The following is a 19620-nucleotide window of genomic DNA, read 5'->3' as shown; positions in this document are numbered from 1 at the left end:
TATCTATTAAAAGTTTTTCAAATATAAATAGAGTTTTTCAAAAAAAAATCCTAAAATTTTCATTTTAGGATTTTTTTTAAAATATATTTAATGGACTAGTCTTCTTTTTTGAATTCAGCCATTTTCAGTTTTTCTTTTTCACTCATAGAGTCTCTCATGATTGGAGTAGCTACAAATAATGAAGAATATGTTCCCACTAATATACCTACTAAAATTGCAAATACAAACCCTCTAATAGTTTCTCCACCAAATGCGAATATGGCAATTAATACTACTAATGTTGTTGCAGAAGTATTAATTGTTCTACTTAAAGTTGTATTTAAAGCTCTGTTAGTTAATCCATCAAAATCTTTTGTTGAATTATAATTTAAATATTCTCTAACACGGTCAAATACAATTACAGTATCATTTAATGAATATCCAATTACAGTTAAGATTGCAGCAATAAATGCTTGATCAATTTCCATATTAAATGGCAATACATTGTAGAAGAATGAGAAAATACCTAAAACAATAATAACGTCATGAGCAACTGCAGCAACTGCACCAAGTCCAAACTGCCATTTTCTGAACGAAATCATTAAATAAAGGAACACAACTAATAATGAAATTACAACAGCCCAAATAGAGTTTTTAGTAATATCTTTTGAAATGGTTCCTGAAACTTTAGAAGATTGCATGATTCCAACAGTTTTAGTATCTGATGTAACTACAAATTCTTCGTAAGTTAGATTACTAGGCAAATATTTCTTTAAAGATTCGTATAATTTTACGTTCACTTCTTTATCTACTCCTTCACTTTCTTCGTCAACTTTATATTTAGTAGTAATTTTCAACTGATTATCGTTACCAAATACTTTAGCTTCTGCACTTCCAAAAGTAGCTACTAAATCTTTTGCAACATCAGGAGCAACAACGGGTTGATCAAATCTTACTTGGAAAGTTCTACCTCCAACAAAATCTACTCCTAAGTTTAATTTTTTAGTAAAAATAGAAGCTAAACTTGCTATAATCAATACACCAGAAATCACGTAAGCAATTTTTCTTTTTCCTAAGAAATCGAAGTTTAAGTTTTTAAACCAGTTTTTAGTGATTCCAGTTGAAAACGCTAATTTTTCCCCTTTTGATAAACTCCAATCTAACAACATTCTTGTTATGAAAATTGCAGTAAACAATGAAGTTAAAATACCAATTAATAATGTAGTTGCAAAACCTTTTATTGGTCCAGTTCCTAAGAAGAAAAGAATTAATGCCGTGATAAAAGTTGTAATGTTTGCATCAACAATAGATGACATTGCTCCTTTCCATGTGAAAGCATAGTTTACAGCCTCTTCGGTTGTTTTACCTGAATCTAATTCTTCTTTAGCTCTTTCAAAGATAATTACGTTAGCATCAACAGCCATACCAATTGTTAAAACAATACCAGCAATACCAGGTAAAGTTAATACAGCTCCAAAACTTGCCAATACACCAAAAATGAATAAAATATTTACTAATAAAGCTAAATTAGCATAGAAACCTGTTTTTCCATAATAGAAAATCATCCATAAAAGTACTAATGAGAAACCAATGATGAATGACATAATACCACTATCAATTGCTTCCATACCTAAAGATGGACCTACTACATCAGATTGTAAAATATCTGCTCTTGCTGGTAATTTACCTGCTCTTAAAACGTTTGCTAAATCCTTAGTTTCTTCCACTGTAAAGTTTCCTGAAATTTCAGAACTTCCACCAGAAATTGGTCCTTTTGACACACCTGGAGCAGAATAAACTGTATTGTCAAGAGTAATAGCTATAGCATTACCTTGTTTAGATACTTCACCAGTCATTTTTTCCCATGCATTTGCACCAGTTCCGTTCATTTGCATACTTACTGCTGGTTTACCAAAACTATCATAAGTATCCGTTGCGTTTGTAATAACACCACCACTAATTGGAGCTTCATTTGATCTGTTTCCTTTTAATGCGTACAATTCTAAAACCGCTTCTTTATTTTTATCATCATTAGATTTTCCCCAAGCAAACTTAACATTTGCAATTGAGTTAGGAATAAGTGCTTTGATGTTATTTCTTTTGAAGTAACTGTTAATAACAGCTGTATCTTTCACTTTTGCATAACCTACAACAGATATTCCTTGTTGTGTTTGCATTTGAAATTTATCAAATAATGGATTTACTTGAGTTTTTAAAGTATCATTCTTATCGGTAAGTAATGAATCTATACCTGTTTTTTTAACTTCTGCAACAGCAGCATCAGTAGTACTAATTTCGGTTTTCTTTAACTCTTCATTAATAGCTCCAAAATATTGATATACCTCATCAATTTTATACGTTTCCCAAAACTCTAACTGAGCTGTTCCTTGTAATAATTTTTTGATACGATCCACATCTTTTGCTCCTGGTAATTCAACTAAGATTCTACCCGTATCTCCTAACATTTGAATGTTTGGTTGTGTAACTCCAAATTGATCGATACGTTTTCTTAGTACTTCAAAAGCACTTTCTACAGATTTTATAACTTCTTGTTTTAAAATTGGTTTAACTTGATCGTTAGTCATTCCAATTTTAACTACTTCGTTTAATGTTTTGGTTAAAAAAATATCTGGACTTGCTAATTGTGTTTTTGTAGCAGCAGCTTCTTTTTCAAAAGTTTCAAAAAAGGCATCAAAATACGTTTGATTACCTACTTGATTTTTTGATGTTTCAGCCAAAGCTTTAACAAAAACTGGGTTTTTAGAATTATTAGCTAAACCATTTAAAATATCTTTAACTGAAATTTGAAGAATTACGTTAATCCCTCCTTCTAAGTCAAGACCTTTGTTGATTTGTTTTTCTGTAACTTGATTGAAAGTGTAGCCCATGTACACTTCTTTGTTACTAATTGAATCTAAATAACTTTGTTCTTTTAATGGATTTCCATTAGCAAATGATTTTGCTTTTTCTTTGTAACTATTTGCTACGAATGTAAATGACAATTGGTAGATACATGCTACAGCAAAAATAATTGCGAAAAATTTAATAAGTCCTTTATTCTGCATTATTCAAAAATTTATTTATTGTATTTTAAAAAACGGACAAATATATACTATACAATAGGATTATACAATTTTATTTTATACTAATGTTAAATATTTAGTACTTTAAAAAGCATTTCTACTCATTTAAAGAAAATAAAAAAGGCTGTTAACAATTAACAGCCTGATTTTTATTGAATTAGTTTATTACAATACCGATTTTAAATCTGCATTCATATTTCTAACTGCGTCAGCGCTTTTGGCAAATAATGCTTTTTCTGCCTCATTTAATTGAATGTCTACAATTTGTTCCACACCATTTTTACCAATGATGCATGGAACTCCGATGCAAATATCGTTTTGACCGTATTCACCATCCAACATAACAGAACAAGGAATCATACGTTTTTGATCGTTTAAAATAGAGTCTACTAAAAATGCTACAGAAGCTCCAGGAGCATACCAAGCAGAAGTTCCTAACAACCCAGTTAAAGTTGCCCCACCAACCATTGTTGAAGCAGCAACTTTATCCATTTCTTCTTGAGATAAGAAATTAGCCACTGGTGAACCATTATAAGAAGCCAATCTAGTTAAAGGAATCATTGTAGTATCACCATGACCACCAATTACCATACCTTGAACGTCATTTGATGGTTTTTGTAAAGCTTGAGATAAGTAATATTTAAAACGAGAACTGTCTAAAGCTCCACCCATACCAATTACTCTATTTTTTGGTAGTCCTGTTGCTTTTAATGTCAAGTAAGTCATCGTATCCATAGGATTAGAAACTACTACAATTATTGTGTTTGGAGAATGTGCTAAAATATTTTCTGCCACTGATTTTACAATTCCAGCATTGATTCCGATTAATTCTTCACGAGTCATTCCAGGTTTTCTTGGAATACCTGATGTAATTACTACAACATCAGAATTAGCTGTTTTGGAATAATCATTGGTGCTTCCTGATACTACAGTATTAAATCCTGTTGTAGTAGCACATTGCATAATATCCATTGCTTTTCCTTCTGCAAAACCTTCTTTGATGTCTAATAAAACTACTTCACTTGCAATTCCTCTGTAAGAAATAACATCTGCACAAGTAGCACCAACATTACCAGCACCTACTATTGTAACTTTCATATTTAATTATTTTAGATATTAATTTTATTTATTTTTTAAGAATCCTATTAGAACTCGTATTGCAAACCAACGTTTGTGTTTACAAATTTACCAAAAGCAACAGTACCTTGAACAAAAAAATTGCTAAATTGATATCTACCAGAAATTTCACCTATTAAATTTCTTTTTGTTTTAGATAATTCTTTCATTTTTTCATTTAAAATATCTTGTAATGGAATAATGCTTTCAATTTCTCCTTTTTCGCCACCGATTTTGTAATTAAAATCACTGACATTAAAAATCATACTCCAAAGCACTTCCAAATTTTTGTGTGTTTTTGAAATTGAAATTTGTGATTGATACGTATCCACTATACTATTCAAGTTATTGATTCCTAGACTTCCAAAACTAGATTGTATGTCTATAAAATCAAAATTAAGATTCTCCTTAGAGTAAGCAATTAAACTTGAAACATGAATATCTTTACTAAAATTAGGAGAAAAATATTGATCTAAATTCCATTTTAAACCAGCACCATAAACTTGATAATTCCCTTTTTTTAATTGTGTTTTTGGAGCAAATTTAACTAGTAATTCTGTACCATATAATAAACCTACTGCTCCTTGCACATAAGGATAAAATACAGTTTCTTCATTAAGTCCTTCTGGAGTTTTTAAGCGAACTTCATTTCCATCTAATTGACCTGTTAAGAAATATTTATCATTATTCCCTAGGGCTGAAGGCACCGTAATTGTTTGTTGATCTTGAATTTGAAAAAATTCTAAATCTGCATTATTCAGCTTAAAAGTTCTGTCAGCTTTAGGTACAAAAAACATGTTTGAATGTATTCCTAAAGTAACTTCACCAAATTGTTTCTTTTTTAATGACGTCATCCAACCAGAAGAGGCTTGATAAACAGCCGCATCCGTAGCTGGAGTAATGTATTTATGAGAATAAAACAGAGCATCATTTAAGAGATGCCCTATTTCTTCTAAAACCTGATTATTTTGAGCTTGTACTTTTCCAAAAAAGATTAAAAAAACCAGTACTAATTGAGATAATTTTCTCATTTAAGCATCAATTTTAGCGTAAGCTGCATTTTTTTCAATAAATTCTCTACGTGGTGGAACCTCATCACCCATTAACATTGAAAATACTCTATCAGCTTCTGACAAACTATCAATAGTTACTTGACGTAACGTTCTGAAATCTGGATTTAAAGTCGTATCCCATAATTGTTCTGCATTCATCTCTCCAAGACCTTTATAACGCTGAATTGCTGCTCCACCACCTAGTTTTTGAGAAATTAAATCGCGCTGATCGTCATTCCAAGCGTATTCTTTTTTATTGCCTTTTTTAACTAAATATAAAGGTGGTGCTGCAATGTAAACATGACCTCCTTCAATTAATTCTTTCATAAAACGGAAGAAAAATGTTAAAATTAGCGTTGAAATGTGAGAACCATCGACATCGGCATCACACATAATCACTACTTTATGATAACGTAATTTAGATAAATTTAGAGCTTTGCTGTCTTCTTCTGTTCCAATAGTAACTCCTAAAGCCGTGAAAATATTTCTAATTTCTTCGTTTTCAAAAACCTTGTGTTGCATGGCTTTTTCAACGTTCAAAATCTTTCCTCTTAATGGTAAAATAGCCTGAAACATTCTGTCACGTCCTTGTTTTGCTGTTCCACCTGCAGAATCTCCCTCGACAAGGAAAATTTCACATTTATGTGGATCTTGTTCAGAACAATCTGATAATTTTCCAGGTAATCCACCACCACCCATAACGGTTTTTCTTTGAACCATTTCACGTGCTTTTTTTGCAGCGTGACGAGCTTGAGCAGCTAAAATTACTTTTTGAACAATGATTTTTGCGTCATTAGGATTTTCTTCCAAATAGGCTTCAATCATATCACCAACTGCTTGACTAACGGGTGATACAACTTCTCTGTTTCCTAATTTTGTTTTGGTTTGTCCTTCAAATTGAGGTTCTGCTACTTTTACAGAAATAATCGCTGTTAAACCTTCACGGAAATCGTCTCCTGAGATTTCAAACTTCAATTTATCTAACATTCCTGAAGCATCTGCATACTTTTTCAAAGAACGAGTTAAACCCGTTCTAAATCCTTGTAAATGAGTACCACCTTCATGAGTATTGATATTATTTACATAAGAAAAAATATTTTCGGAATAACTTGTATTGTAAATTAATGCAACTTCCACTGGAATATCTCCTTTATCAGTATCCATTGAAATTACATGTCCAATAATTGGTTCACGATTGGCATCTAAATATCTAATATATTCTTTTAAACCTTCATTTGAATGAAAAACTTCTGAAAGAAAATTTCCATCTTTATCTAATTCTCTTTTGTCTGTAAATGTGATTGTAATTCCTTTGTTCAAGAAAGATAATTCACGCATACGAGCCGATAAAGTATCATAAGAATACTCTATTGATTGTGTAAAAATTGTCGGATCTGGATAAAAAGTAACGATTGTACCTCTTTTATCCGTAGTTCCAATTTGTTTTACAGGATATAATGCTTTTCCTTTTTCGTATTCTTGCTCATAAATTTTTCCGTCAGAACTATGAACTGTTGCACGTAAATGATTGGATAATGCATTTACAACGGAAACTCCTACACCATGTAATCCTCCAGAAACTTTGTATGAATCTTTATCGAATTTACCTCCAGCACCAATTTTAGTCATTACGACCTCTAATGCAGAAACACCCTCTTTTTTGTGAATTCCGACAGGAATACCACGACCGTTATCTTCTACTGAAATGGAACCGTCTTCATTGATATCTACACGAATGGTATCACAATGACCTCCCATTGCTTCATCAATAGAGTTATCTACTACTTCATAAACTAAATGATGTAAACCTCTTACTCCAACATCTCCAATATACATGGAAGGACGCATTCTTACATGCTCCATTCCTTCTAAAGCCTGAATACTATCAGCTGAATAATTATTATTCTTGTTTTCTTCGCTCATATTTAATCGCTTATAATATCATTTTTATTAAACATACAAATATAGTCATTCAGTAAGAGAAAATGCCTAAAAAGCACCTTAAAATCATTTTAAGTTATCAACATTTGTTAATTTCTGCAAAGTTCCTTAAATCAAATAAAAAAAGGCAAAAATTAGATTTTACTCCATTTTTGCCTTGTTATAAATTAGCGTTTTTGAAAAAGTGTCTTAAATGCGATAATTTGATTGTTTGGATATTTAGAATTTAAGATGTTAGATTTTTAGAAAAAAGAAATTAATATCAAAAATCGATTTTGTACTAAATTTCAAAACAAGAAAAAATCCGAAAACCCACTATCCAAAAATTAGAAAATCAATTCACTAATAAGCTTTCGTATGCACATTTGCTACTGCTCTACCCGATGGATCATTCATGTTTTTAAATGCTTCATCCCATTCTAATGCAATTTTTGTACTACAAGCTACACTTGCTTCCTGAGGCACGCTTAAAGCAGCAGCATCGCTAGGAAAATGTTCAGCAAAAATAGAACGATAATAATATTCTTCTTTTGATGTTGGCGTTTGAATTGGAAACTTGTATTGAGCATTGGCTAATTGTTCATCAGAAACTTCTTTAGCCACCATTTCTTTTAACGTATCGATCCAACTGTAGCCAACACCATCGCTGAATTGTTCTTTTTGTCTCCAAGCTACACTTTCGGGCAACATATCTTCAAAGGCTTTTCGTAAAACCCATTTTTCCATACGTTCGCCATTGATCATTTTGTCTTGTGGATTAATTCGCATGGCAACATCCATAAATTCCTTATCTAAGAAAGGTACACGACCTTCAATTCCCCAAGCGGCAAGACTTTTATTGGCACGAAGACAATCGTACATGTGCAATTTACTTAATTTACGAACGGTTTCTTCATGAAATTCTTGTGCATTTGGTGCTTTATGAAAATACAAATATCCGCCAAATAACTCATCTGAACCTTCTCCAGAAAGAACCATCTTAATTCCCATTGATTTAATAACTCGTGCCATCAAATACATTGGCGTTGAAGCTCTTATCGTAGTAACATCGTAAGTTTCAATATTATAAATTACATCTTTTATTGCATCTAAACCTTCTTGAATGGTGAATTTAATTTCATGATGGATGGTTTTTAAATGGTCGGCTACTTTTTGAGCTGCAGCCAAATCGGGGGAACCTTCTAATCCAACCGCAAAGGAATGTAATTGTGGATACCAAGCTTCTGAAGTATCCTCTGATTCAATTCTTTTTTGCGCATATTTTTTGGCAATAGCCGAAGTAATTGATGAGTCTAATCCACCCGAAAGTAAAACTCCGTAAGGAACATCACTCATCAATTGCCTTTTTACTGCTGCTTCAAGTGCTACTTTAATAGCTTCAATACTTGTGGCATTTTCCTTTACAGCATCAAAATCTGTCCATTCTCTTTTGTACCATTGCACAAATTCTCCGTCTTTACTTGACATGTAATGTCCTGGAGGAAACAATTGAATTTTTGTACAAACTCCTTCTAAAGCCTTTAGTTCTGAAGCTACATAAAATGTTCCGTGTTCATCCCAACCAATGTATAAAGGAATAATTCCCATGTGATCGCGTGCGATAAAATATTCATCTTTAGCAACATCGTAAATCGCAAAACCAAAAATTCCGTTCATTTCATCAACAAAATGAGTTCCTTTTTCTTGATACAAGGCCAAAATAACTTCACAATCACTTTCGGTTTGAAAATCGTATTTGCCTTCAAATTGTTTTCTCAACTCTCTATGGTTGTATATTTCTCCATTAGCAGCCAAAACCAAACTTTTATCTTTAGTAAACAAAGGTTGTTTTCCAGAAGCTGGATCAACAATTGCCAAACGTTCATGAGCCATAATGGCTTTTTCATCGCTATAAATTCCGCTCCAATCTGGTCCACGATGACGAATTATTTTAGACATTTCCAAAACTTTTGGTCTTAACGTTTCTGCTTTTTGTTTAAGGTCGAAGGCACATACTATTCCGCACATTTTTTTTAGTTTAAATGGTTATGAGTTTATAAGTTTAAAAGACAAACTGTTTAATTGTTGAACAAAATTGAAGATAAATTGACAATACTTAAACTTAATTGTTATTTTTAGTTTATATTTATAACTATATTTTTTATTTTAGTGTAAAATTATAACTAAAAGTGCGTGTTGGTTTGATTTTGATTGAAATATTTAAAAATAAGTGAATTACTTCCTTAGTAAGGATAATAAAATTGTCCAAAAGAATTAAAAAAATATTGTATTTAGAAACTGAATCAAGTTGGCATGACAAAAAAAATTATTCTATTGATTGAATTATGTATTTTGTAGTATTCATTTGGAATTCAGCTCCCACTTTGTTTCCCATTAATTTTAAACCTAAAGGTGAATGTGGTGAAAGTGCAAAAACATCTTTACTTTCCTTACTTATTTTTGGCAAAGCTGCACTTACAAAGAAATAAGTTTCATTCGCTATTACTAAACTTCCTAAAGCAACTAAATTATGAATTTGAGTAATATCAATTTTATCTAAAACTGCCTTTTGTTCTAGAACTTCTTTTAATTTTTGTGTTAACTTTTCTTGTTCCAAATGCATCATTGCTAGGGCTGTTTCGTGTTTGTCTCCAGCTGAACCTTTGGCATCGTTTTGTGCATCAATAGCTAAATCGGAAATCATCTTTTGAAGCGTTTCGATTTTTTCTTGAACTATGGATTTATATTGAGAAAGTATTTGAGGTTTTAATAACATGATTTATCATTTTCTGCCAATGATTACAAAGATTTACACGGATTTTTCAATAAAAAAACACAAAGAAAAAACTATATTCTTCTTTGTGTCTTTGTGACTTTGTAGCTAAAACTAAAAATCAAACTTATAATTAGCTCCAAGCATTATTTGAATTCCTTGAACTGGATAGTTTACCCATCTGTTGTATTGCTGATTGGCTATATTGTTTGCTTTTAAAAATCCCGTTAATCTTTCGTTATACTTATAACCTAAATGTGCATTTAAATCAAAAAAACTATCTAAAGTAATAGTTTCAGTGTTGTAAATTGGAGGAAAAATAGCTGCTGCGCTTGGAATGGCTACTTGGTCTTTTCTATCACCAACAAAAAACACTTTAGTTCCAGCATACCATTTATCTGAAAGTATAAAATCTAATGTTGTAGCCAATTCAAATTGAGGTAAATTCCATGCTTCTTCTTCAGCATCAGTGCTATAATTGTTATACGAACCACTTAAACCAAATGACACATTTTTAGAGAAATCGGCTTTTATTTCGGCAAATCCAGTTATTGTTCTAACATTATCATATGTAACGTTAAATGAGTTTCCGTTAGCATAACCTTCTGTATTTGTTGAAGTTGGATTAAAAACATTGTTATTGAATAAGGCTTTTGATTCTTCATCTTTGTAAGAAGCTCTTAAATTAAAAGCTACTGCATTGGACAATTTACCTTTTAATCCTAAATAAGCATCATATTTTTGGTTGGTTGGTGTAACTAACAACGTAGGAGAAACAAAGGGGTTTTCATCCACAAAATCTGCATAAGTATTTTGTTTTAGTGTTCCTTCTGCACCAGCATAAGCGGTTATAATTTCTGGAACTAATTTGTACGAAGCTAAAATATTTGGATAAATGAATACATTACTGTCAGAAATTCCATCGAATTTTTGTGTACTGTAAAAAATAGATGCTCCAATTTGTACCGAATAATCATCCTCTTGTAACAGAATACTTGGGCTAGCTCCAAAATTAATGGTACTGTATTTATAGGCTTGATTGTTTTCAAAAGTTCTTTCAAAAGTGCCACCAACATAATCAACTACTACATCAAAATTTATTTTTGTGTTTACAACTTCAAATGAAGTTTCTGGTTTAATATAAAAACGATTCTCACCTGATCCAAAAGCATCTGAAAAACGTTTAAACAACAAGGTGGATTCGTCTAAAATCCCATCTTTTAAAGCAATTTTTCCACCTAAACCAATAGTGTTATAAGATTGTTTTTCGTTAATCGCATCTAAAGCGGTTTGATCGAAATTAGTGTAATCAACAGGTAAACCATACCAATTGCTTACTTGATTTTTATATCCTAAATCTATACTATATTGTACATCTTTATCACGACTTCCATAAGCTAAATCAACCGTTGAAGTTGCAAATTGGTTGTCTAGTTCAACGTCTTTAATTCCTCCTTGAGAAGATAAATGACGAATCATTCCGCTCACGTATTCGTTTCTGTTAAGATTTTCGGTAATGTATAATTCTGCATTAGCCGTTAAAAAATTTCCTAAACCTAGAGTAGCATAATTTTTAAACAAACGTTCCTTTTTGGCTTTTTCTACATCAGCTGCTTTTCCTTTGGCTGGTGTAAATGTTGATGCTACAGGAAATGAAAAAATAGAATACGCTACTTTTTGTTTTTGAACCTCAACATCGTCTTCAAAGGCTGGAATTTCTTTCACTTTAAATGCATCAGAAATCGTTGGACTATAGGGTTTTACAATAGTTACAACTTCTGAACCAATTTTATCGTCTTCTTTTTGAGAAAAACCAATTTGGAAACTGATTAAAGTTAGTATTAGTGCTATTTTATTGAAATTTGTCATTTTGTTTTTTTCTAAATTCTTAATCAAATTAACTATTCTTGGATGGATGAATTTCGTTTGGCTTCTTCCGCTTTAATTTGTGCTAATTCTGTTTTTGCCTCATCCACAACATCACTATATTCTTGATAATTTTCAATTATATTCTCTAAAATACTAGTGGCTTGAAAACTATCGTTTAGTTTGTAATAATTTTTAGCCATTACTATTAAACTTTTAGCTGCAAAATAATCGTAACCCGAATATTTTTCTGAATATTTTTCAACAACTTTGTTGGAATCTCCGTATTTTCCTTCTTTATTTTTAAAATAAGCTTCGAAGTATAAAGCTTCAGCAGCCAACTCACCTTTAGCAATTTTTTGTAGGTTTTGGTAAGCGGTTTTAGCTTTAACTTCATTGCCTGATTTGAATGCTGAACGTGCTACAATAATTTGAGCATCACTCTTAATTCTGTCGTCAATTTTATCTTGTGCCAATACTTTATCTGCATAAACAACAGCATTGGTAAAATCTTCTTTTTCGTAATATGACTTCATTAAATTAGATTGTGCGTACAATACATTTTGCGGAAAGTCAGCTTCAACTTCCAAACGTTTTAAGACAGGAATTGCATCCGTAAAGTTTTTAGATTTTATGTAAACTTCGCTCAATCTTGCTAATCCTTGCTCTGTAAATTCGCTACGTGGTTTGCTAATTACATATTCATAATGTTTGGCTGAATTGCTTTTTAAATCATCTGCAAAGTACAATTGAGCCAAGTAAAAATTAGCATTTAAAGCATTTAATCCATCAGGAAACTTACTTAAATAAGAAGTAAATCCTGAGATTGCTCCTTTTGTATTGTTGGTTAAGTATTGCTTTTCAGCAGATTCATAAGTTGCATTATCCAAATCTTCGTTTGAAACTTCAATAAAGTTTAAAGTTTTTACCCAAGCAGCATATTCTTCTACTCTACCTTTATCAATATAAATCAAACGAGCTGCATCAACCGCTGCAATCGCTTCTGGTGACTTAGGAAAATCAGCTGCCACTTTTTTAAACTTAGTAATGGCTAAATCTTGTTTTCCTGAATTGTTGTAAATTAATCCTTGTTTCAAAAGCGCTTTTGCTATGTAAGAACTCGACTTATAATTGGCTACTAATTTATCGAATGTTTGAATGGCTTTATCGTTTTGATTCTGATTTACATAAGTATTTCCCAATTCGTACAAAACATCATCTGCGTATTGTGATTTTGGATAAACCAACATAAATTTATTTAAATCCTCAATTTTTCTATCAACTTTACCAACAAATCCGTAGCTGATTCCTTTTTGATACGCTGCATAATCGGCATCAGGACTTTTTAATTCCATTACTTTATTATAGGCATCCATTGCAGGCCAATATTTTGCTGAAATAAAATTACAATCGGCAAGTCTTAAATAAGCATCCGATAATCTTGAAATATCTGACGTTCCGTTGGTTGTATATTTTGAAAAGTAAGCAATTGCATTATCATATTCCTTCAATTTAAAATAGGTATAAGCCATATTATAATCGAAATTCTTAATTTCAGGAGTTGCAGTTGCAGCACTGTTATTCATAAATTGCTTAAATGTAATTTTAGCTTCTTCAAACTTATCTAAATTGTATTCGGTTTCGGCTTTCCAAAATAAAGCTCTTGCTGTAAATTTTGGATCTTTATTTTCTAAAACCGCTTTTTTAAATAATGCATAAGCTTCGTTATTATTTCCATCGGTATACAATTCTAAACCTCTGTAAAAATTAGCCATTTGATAGGCCAATTTATTTTCTGGTGCTTTATTTTTTTCTAATAAGACTAATGCGTCTTTATAATTTTTGGAAGTTATATAACTACTAATCAATAAATTATTTATTTCTTGTTTGTAAGAAGAATTAGGATATTTATCTAAATACGATTGCAAAACTTCTGGAGTACTTTTAAAAGCATTTCCAATTTCGTAACTTAATTTGGCATAATTTAAAAAGGAATCTTCCTGAATTTTAGCATCAAAATCCATTTCTGAAGCAATTTTAAAAGCCGTTAAAGCTTGACTTTTCTTATCGGTATTCAAATAACATTCTGCTAAATGATAATATGCATTTTGAGCAACTGCATCTTTTCCCCCAATAATTTTGTTGAATTGCGAAATGGCGTTTTCATACTCCTTTTTTTGATAATAAGCATAACCCAATTGATAGTAATCCGTGTTGTTTAATTTTCCTTTTTTTCCTTTATAATCTGACAAATATTCAAGTGCTTTATCATATTGTTTAAGGTTAAAATAACTTTCGCCAATAATTTTAGATAATTCGCTTTTTTCAATTCCTTTAGATTTTGACATTTGAGCCAAACCTAAATCAATAGCTTTTTGAAAATTACCTAGTTTAAAATTCATATCTGCTTGAAAGTAACCCATTTTTTCTTTATATCGATCTTGGTCTGATACTTTATCAAAATAGTCATTAGCTTTATCGTAATCATCGGTTTCATAAGCTAAGTAACCTAAATAATATTTGGCTTGATTTCCATATTCTTTCGAATTGACCACTTTATTAAAATAATTAGAAGCCTCTTTTACATTTTTACCATTAAAGTAAGCATACCCTTTTTGAAAATTAAATTTTTCGCGTTCGCCATAAGTCAAACCACTTTCATCAACTTTATCAAAATATTTCAAAGCTTGCGGATAATTACTTTGATCAAAATAATAATGAGCCACTTCAATGTAGGCTTGGTTTTGCTTGGTACTTGTTGGATATTTTTCTACAAAATCTTCTACTAATTGATCAGCACCTACTTGATTTAAACGAATGGCACAATTAGCAATATAATAGGCACAATCCGATTTTACATCGAAGCTTACTTGCGTATTATTTACTTTGTCAAAAATAATTTGAGCAGCCAAATATTGCTTGTCGTTGTACAAGGCAACTGCTTTGTCAAATTCTTTTAAATCGTGAGAATAGATAGCTGTTTTTTGAGCAAAACTTAGGCTTGCCGTAATAAAAAAAGCTAAGATATACAGTTTTTGAAAATTCATTAGTCTCAATATTTTGTTTAAAATTCAAAGATAAGTTTTATATTAGGGTTAACGAAAATTAAGCCTTTAATATTGTAAACAAGGTTTTAAACAATTTGGATTGAAGGATAAAAAATAAATCAAATTTTAATTCTACTATTTTTTTGAAGTAATAGAATGTTTAGTACTTTTACATCATAAAAGAGTATAATTATGTCAGAATCCATTCTAAGTTTAAAAGACGCCACAATTTATCAAGAAAACAACAACGTACTTGTTGATGTAAATTTGGAAGTTAAAAAAGGTGATTTTATTTATATTATTGGAAAGACAGGTTCTGGAAAGAGTAGTTTTTTAAAAACTTTATATGGTGATTTAGCATTAACCAAAGGTGAAGGAACTATAGTTGATTATAATTTAAGAGATTTAAAAGAAAAAGACATTCCTTATTTAAGAAGAAAATTAGGAATCATTTTTCAAGATTTCAAACTTCTATCAGACAGAAACATTCATGAAAATTTACTTTTTGTATTAAAAGCAACTGGCTGGAGCGATAAAGTAGAAATGAATAAAAAAATTGATGAAGTATTGGATAAAGTGGGTATGAAATCTCAATCTCATAAAATGCCGCATCAAATTTCTGGCGGTGAACAACAACGAATTGCTATTGCTAGAGCATTATTGAATAATCCTGATTTAATTTTAGCTGATGAACCTACAGGAAATTTAGATCCACAAACCTCTGTTGAAATCATGGGAGTTCTTAAAAAAATCAATGAAAACGGAAAAACTATTGTAATGGCTACTCATGATTATGCTTTAATTATGAAATTCCCATCTAAGACTTTAAAATGTGAAGACAGTTCGTTGTTTGAAGTAGTACAAAGAACGGTTTAACGTTTTTTCTTTAATTTTTTACTCCAAAATTTAACCAAAGAAGCAAAGGATCATGAAAATTTTCATCGTCATTATTTACCTATAAAAAAGTATTTATTGAGCTTCCTTGTTTTTATACACGTGAGGATTTTCTTTAATACCATTTTTAAAAATTTTTCGGATACTCATTCTTATCTTAGTATCTGTTTTTAAAAGAAAATCTATAAACCTATTTTCAGGTCTGCCTCTAAAAGAAGTAACATGAAAAGTATCTGAATTAGATAAAGGATTATTTGAAAAATAATAATTGGAAACACAACTTCTAAAGCCATTAAACTTGACTGGTGACACCGAATGAAGCGATTTATTATGTGTTGCCATTACAACCAAACGGTTAAATTTACTCGTAATTGTAATTTGAGAATGATCCAATCCGTTGGGCCAAAGTTCTAAATTTCCACCATAATGTTCTTGCCAATCAGGTGTTGTGTAGTACAACAAATTCAAAACACGCCATAACGTTCTATCTTTATCATGTGAATTGTCTAAATGTGGATTTAGAAACTGATTTTCTTCCATTTTAGAAATTCCTCCAGCATACAAATTAACATCAGGTTGAAGACTCTCAATCGAACAAATTTCACCTACTATTTTAACTATTCTTTCATCCTGAAAAGCATAAATAATTTCCTCTAAAATAGAGGGATACAAATTCATTTGAACTCCAATATATTTATCTTCTCGTAAACTTTTTTTAAGAACCAAATCCTTAGAATCAGGAAAAGAAGTATAAATTTTTAAAGCAATTTCAGAAGGTAATAAATCATCCAAATAAAAAAAACCAATAGCTTTTTCACTGGCAATATATTGCTCCTTTAAGACATGAAAATGCTTTTCTAAATTTAATAAAATTAATGAAGCTAAATCTAAACGATTCATTTATGTTTAATTAAAATAATTATATTTGTAAAGATAAAATTAAATTTTAAAAATTGTCTCAAAAAAAAATAGTTATCTCTGGTGTCAACATGGTTGAAGGTGGAATATTTACTATTCTTGACAATTTTTTGCAAAAAATATCTGAAGTTGCTCTAAAAAACAACTTAAAAGTAATAGCATTAGTGAATGATGCTTCAAGATTTAATTATCCTAACATTGAGTATATTGCCTTTCCAAAATCAAAAAAAAACTGGCTTTACAGGGTTTATTATGAATACTTTTATTTTAAAAAACTGTCTCAAAAAATACAACCTAACATTTGGTTTTCATTGCATGACATGAGTCCGAATGTTATTGCAGATAAAAGAATTGTTTATTGCCATAATCCTGGAATTTTATACAATGCCACTTTTAAAGATTGGAAATTTGATTACAAAACAGGCCTTTTTACTCTATTTTACAAATATTTGTTTCAAATCAACATCAAAAAAAATAAAATTGTTTTTGTACAACAACATTATATCAAAAAAGAGTTTGAAAGATTATATAAAATTGACACAGTTATAGTTTCTAAACCAGAATTTACTGAAGAAATCACTTCCAACAGAATTGATTTAGATGCTAATAAAGTTCATTTTTTTTATCCTAGTTTTCCACGTTCGTTCAAAAATTTTGAAGTAATATTAGATGCCATAGCTTATTTATCAGAAGAAACAAAAGCCAAAACACAATTTCATTTTACAACTGTTAAAGACACGAAAACCAATTATGCTCAGTTTTTATTGAAAAAATATGGTCATTTGAACGCTGTGAATTTTATGGGAGAAATTTCAAGAGAGCAATTGTTAAGCTACTATAATTCTATTGATTGCTTGATTTTTCCTTCCAAATTAGAGACTTGGGGATTGCCTTTATCGGAAGCTAAAAGTTATGAAAAACCCATTCTTGCTGCCAATTTACCTTATGCCAAAGAAACGTTAGGAAATTATGAAAAGGTATCGTTTTTTGATGTCACAAATCCTAAAGAACTTGCCGATTTAATAACACAATTTGTTGCTAAAACAATTACTTTTCAAGGAAATAAAGATGAAAATGAAAATGAAAAAGCCTTAGAAAATTGGAACGAAGTGTTTGAATGTATTCTTAAAAACTAAATTTATGCCTTTCTTTTCTGTTATAATTCCACTTTTCAACAAAGAGAAATATATTGAAAATGCCTTAAAAAGCATTCTTAATCAAACGTTTTTGGATTATGAAATTATTATTGTAAATGACTGTTCTACTGACGAAAGTATTACCAAAATTGAAGGTCATTTATCAGAAAAGATACAACTAATTCATCACCAAAAAAACAAAGGACTATCAGCAACTAGAAACACAGGAATTGTTAATGCAAAAGCAAACTATGTGACTTATTTAGATGCAGATGATTTATGGAAACCTACCTTTTTGGAAAGCATTTATCGCATGATTTGTAATTTTCCTGAAGCTAAAATTTTTGGAACTAATTATGAAGAAGTTTATGGTGAAAAGATAATCAAGCCTGTCAATGGCTCGGAAAATTTAGCGCCAGACTTTGAAGGAATTATCGATTTTTTTTCAATTAACTTGAAACAAGGCATATACAATCACGGTTCTGTTTGTTTTCATAAATCGGTTTTTGAAAAAGTGGGTTATTATGATGAAAATATAGATTTTTCAGAAGATATTGATTTCAACATTAGAGCAAATGCTGTTTTTAAATTGGCTTATTCAACTTCAGTTCAAATGAGTTATTTTAAACAAACTGACAATCAATTAACTTTTTCTAGCATTTTAAATAAAAAACTTCCTGATTATGATGCTTATGAAAATCTTTCGTTTTCAAATCAAAAAATCAAAAAATACTTGGACTTTGAACGTTATGTCTTAGCTAAAAATTTAAAAAAACACGGCAATAATTTTCTATACAAAAAAATCAAAGCTTCAATTGATGCTAAAAACTTAAGTTGGAAACAAAAAATTCTTTTAAACTTACCAAGGTTTGCTTTGAAAATAATTTCGAAGTTTAAGCAATTTTTATTTTCAAAAAACATCAATTATACCAGTTATAATTAATCCAACTTCCTTTGATTTCCTTCAAATTTTAAATAAGGATTGTCTAACACATAAGCTTCTCTTGTTTTGTTTGTATTAAAGCGTTTTTCATGATCTAATACGTGCAAATAATACAGTTGCTTGATCCAATTGGCATGTTTAAAAATTCTTGAATTGCTTAAAAAATTGTGTTGTTCAATTAATCTGAATTCATTTTCTTGGTTGAATTCTTTTATAGCCAATAATTCACCACATTTTGAATTGTGATGTTCCATAAAAGTATCGTCAAAATAGACATAAGTCAAGGGTAAAAAATTAGATGCTTTGGCTTTTAACAATTGAAGTGTTTCAGTTGTAGAGCTGTAATAATCCACATCAACACTAACAAAACCAATTGGTGCATCGCTAGTAAGAGTTTCTTCAAATGCTTTTAAACTTTCTTTAATATCACCAAAAATTATCGTGGCTTTATTATTAATTTGTTGCAATAAAAGTTCTTTGTTCATTGGAAAATCTCCCGTATTGTAATATTCTGGATGATCTTTATAATCTTTGGGATCAGGCATTCCTTTTCCTGAATCAAAGCCAATAATTTCAATGGCTACGCCTGTTGTTTTGGTCACTTTTTCGGCAATTTTGATCATGTTCATAATTCCAGCACCATTGGCAACACCAAATTCTAAAATTTTAATTTTTTTCAAACCTTGTTTTTTAGCAGCATCACAAGCTTTTAAAATAGCAAAAGCATGATAAGGGCGCAATACCAAATCAAAAGCCACTTTTTGTCGGAATGAGCCAAAAATAAAAACAAAAAAAGCAATACAATTTAAGTGAAAAGGTTCTGTTAATCGTTCAATAAAGATGCGTTTCCAAATTCGTTTTTCAGCTATTCGTTTTAATAAAAAACTCATGAA

At 30.4% G+C, this 19620-nt stretch carries 13 protein-coding genes; 3 read left to right on the top strand and 10 right to left on the bottom strand.

Annotated elements, in window-relative coordinates; all coding sequences use genetic code 11:
* Positions 1–95 precede the first annotated feature (95 nt).
* From secDF to ACTF56_RS10380, 8 genes are all read right to left on the bottom strand, one after another.
* Positions 96–3044: a protein translocase subunit SecDF gene (gene secDF, locus ACTF56_RS10415; RefSeq protein ID WP_438966845.1), complete on the bottom strand. Its 2949-nt coding sequence runs from the start codon at positions 3042–3044 to the stop codon at positions 96–98.
* Between the two features lie 183 nt (positions 3045–3227).
* A complete protein-coding gene (gene mdh, locus ACTF56_RS10410) occupies positions 3228–4160 on the bottom strand; it encodes a malate dehydrogenase (RefSeq protein WP_438966844.1) in 933 nt (310 codons plus the stop codon).
* A 47-nt stretch (positions 4161–4207) separates the two neighbouring features.
* Entirely contained in the window at positions 4208–5209 is a 1002-nt protein-coding gene (locus tag ACTF56_RS10405; RefSeq protein WP_438966843.1) for a DUF6588 family protein, read from the bottom strand.
* Positions 5210–7153, bottom strand: coding sequence for a DNA topoisomerase (ATP-hydrolyzing) subunit B (gene gyrB, locus ACTF56_RS10400; protein ID WP_438966842.1), 1944 nt, complete (start codon positions 7151–7153; stop codon positions 5210–5212).
* Between the two features lie 360 nt (positions 7154–7513).
* Positions 7514–9178, bottom strand: a complete 1665-nt coding sequence (gene asnB, locus ACTF56_RS10395) for an asparagine synthase B (RefSeq protein ID WP_438966841.1) — start codon at positions 9176–9178, stop codon at positions 7514–7516.
* A 298-nt stretch (positions 9179–9476) separates the two neighbouring features.
* Positions 9477–9926, bottom strand: coding sequence for a hypothetical protein (locus ACTF56_RS10390; RefSeq protein ID WP_438966840.1), 450 nt, complete (start codon positions 9924–9926; stop codon positions 9477–9479).
* Positions 9927–10037: 111 nt separating this feature from the next.
* On the bottom strand, positions 10038–11792 hold the full coding sequence (locus ACTF56_RS10385) for a TonB-dependent receptor (RefSeq protein ID WP_438966839.1): 1755 nt from the start codon (positions 11790–11792) through the stop codon (positions 10038–10040).
* A gap of 32 nt (positions 11793–11824) precedes the next feature.
* Positions 11825–14836, bottom strand: coding sequence for a tetratricopeptide repeat protein (locus ACTF56_RS10380; RefSeq protein ID WP_438966838.1), 3012 nt, complete (start codon positions 14834–14836; stop codon positions 11825–11827).
* 192 nt (positions 14837–15028) lie between these two features.
* Between ACTF56_RS10380 and ACTF56_RS10375 the strand changes: the two genes are divergently transcribed.
* Positions 15029–15712, top strand: a complete 684-nt coding sequence (locus ACTF56_RS10375; RefSeq protein ID WP_438966837.1) for a cell division ATP-binding protein FtsE — start codon at positions 15029–15031, stop codon at positions 15710–15712.
* 93 nt (positions 15713–15805) lie between these two features.
* On the opposite strand, the gene ACTF56_RS10370 is transcribed toward ACTF56_RS10375, so the two are convergent.
* Positions 15806–16630, bottom strand: a complete 825-nt coding sequence (locus tag ACTF56_RS10370; protein ID WP_438966836.1) for a 2OG-Fe(II) oxygenase — start codon at positions 16628–16630, stop codon at positions 15806–15808.
* 53 nt (positions 16631–16683) lie between these two features.
* On the opposite strand from ACTF56_RS10370, the gene ACTF56_RS10365 reads away from it, so the two are divergent.
* Together ACTF56_RS10365 and ACTF56_RS10360 are read left to right on the top strand one after the other, a co-directional pair.
* On the top strand, positions 16684–17784 hold the full coding sequence (locus ACTF56_RS10365) for a glycosyltransferase (RefSeq protein ID WP_438966835.1): 1101 nt from the start codon (positions 16684–16686) through the stop codon (positions 17782–17784).
* A 4-nt stretch (positions 17785–17788) separates the two neighbouring features.
* The gene (locus ACTF56_RS10360; protein WP_438966834.1) at positions 17789–18727 is read left to right on the top strand and encodes a glycosyltransferase family 2 protein; all 939 of its coding nucleotides are present in this window, start codon (positions 17789–17791) and stop codon (positions 18725–18727) included.
* Here ACTF56_RS10360 and ACTF56_RS10355 read toward each other — a convergent pair.
* Positions 18724–19617, bottom strand: coding sequence for a hypothetical protein (locus ACTF56_RS10355; protein WP_438966833.1), 894 nt, complete (start codon positions 19615–19617; stop codon positions 18724–18726). The two genes, ACTF56_RS10360 and ACTF56_RS10355, sit on opposite strands and share 4 nt — an antisense overlap.
* Between the last annotated feature and the right edge of the window lie 3 nt (positions 19618–19620).

Source organism: Flavobacterium sp. (assembly GCF_965657075.1).
Taxonomy (GTDB): Bacteria; Bacteroidota; Bacteroidia; order Flavobacteriales; family Flavobacteriaceae; genus Flavobacterium.
Note: the sequence above shows the minus strand (reverse complement) of the source record. Positions and strands in the feature narration are given on the sequence as shown.

Excerpts from the sequence above, each read along its gene's own strand:
- ACTF56_RS10390 (WP_438966840.1), bottom strand. The coding sequence starts at position 9,926 with ATGTTATTAAAACCTCAAATACTTTCTCAATATAAATCCATAGTTCAA.
- asnB (WP_438966841.1), bottom strand. The coding sequence starts at position 9,178 with ATGTGCGGAATAGTATGTGCCTTCGACCTTAAACAAAAAGCAGAAACG.
- ACTF56_RS10375 (WP_438966837.1), top strand. The coding sequence starts at position 15,029 with ATGTCAGAATCCATTCTAAGTTTAAAAGACGCCACAATTTATCAAGAA.
- ACTF56_RS10380 (WP_438966838.1), bottom strand. The coding sequence starts at position 14,836 with ATGAATTTTCAAAAACTGTATATCTTAGCTTTTTTTATTACGGCAAGC.
- secDF (WP_438966845.1), bottom strand. The coding sequence starts at position 3,044 with ATGCAGAATAAAGGACTTATTAAATTTTTCGCAATTATTTTTGCTGTA.
- ACTF56_RS10370 (WP_438966836.1), bottom strand. The coding sequence starts at position 16,630 with ATGAATCGTTTAGATTTAGCTTCATTAATTTTATTAAATTTAGAAAAG.
- ACTF56_RS10355 (WP_438966833.1), bottom strand. The coding sequence starts at position 19,617 with ATGAGTTTTTTATTAAAACGAATAGCTGAAAAACGAATTTGGAAACGC.
- ACTF56_RS10405 (WP_438966843.1), bottom strand. The coding sequence starts at position 5,209 with ATGAGAAAATTATCTCAATTAGTACTGGTTTTTTTAATCTTTTTTGGA.
- ACTF56_RS10385 (WP_438966839.1), bottom strand. The coding sequence starts at position 11,792 with ATGACAAATTTCAATAAAATAGCACTAATACTAACTTTAATCAGTTTC.
- ACTF56_RS10360 (WP_438966834.1), top strand. The coding sequence starts at position 17,789 with ATGCCTTTCTTTTCTGTTATAATTCCACTTTTCAACAAAGAGAAATAT.
- mdh (WP_438966844.1), bottom strand. The coding sequence starts at position 4,160 with ATGAAAGTTACAATAGTAGGTGCTGGTAATGTTGGTGCTACTTGTGCA.
- gyrB (WP_438966842.1), bottom strand. The coding sequence starts at position 7,153 with ATGAGCGAAGAAAACAAGAATAATAATTATTCAGCTGATAGTATTCAG.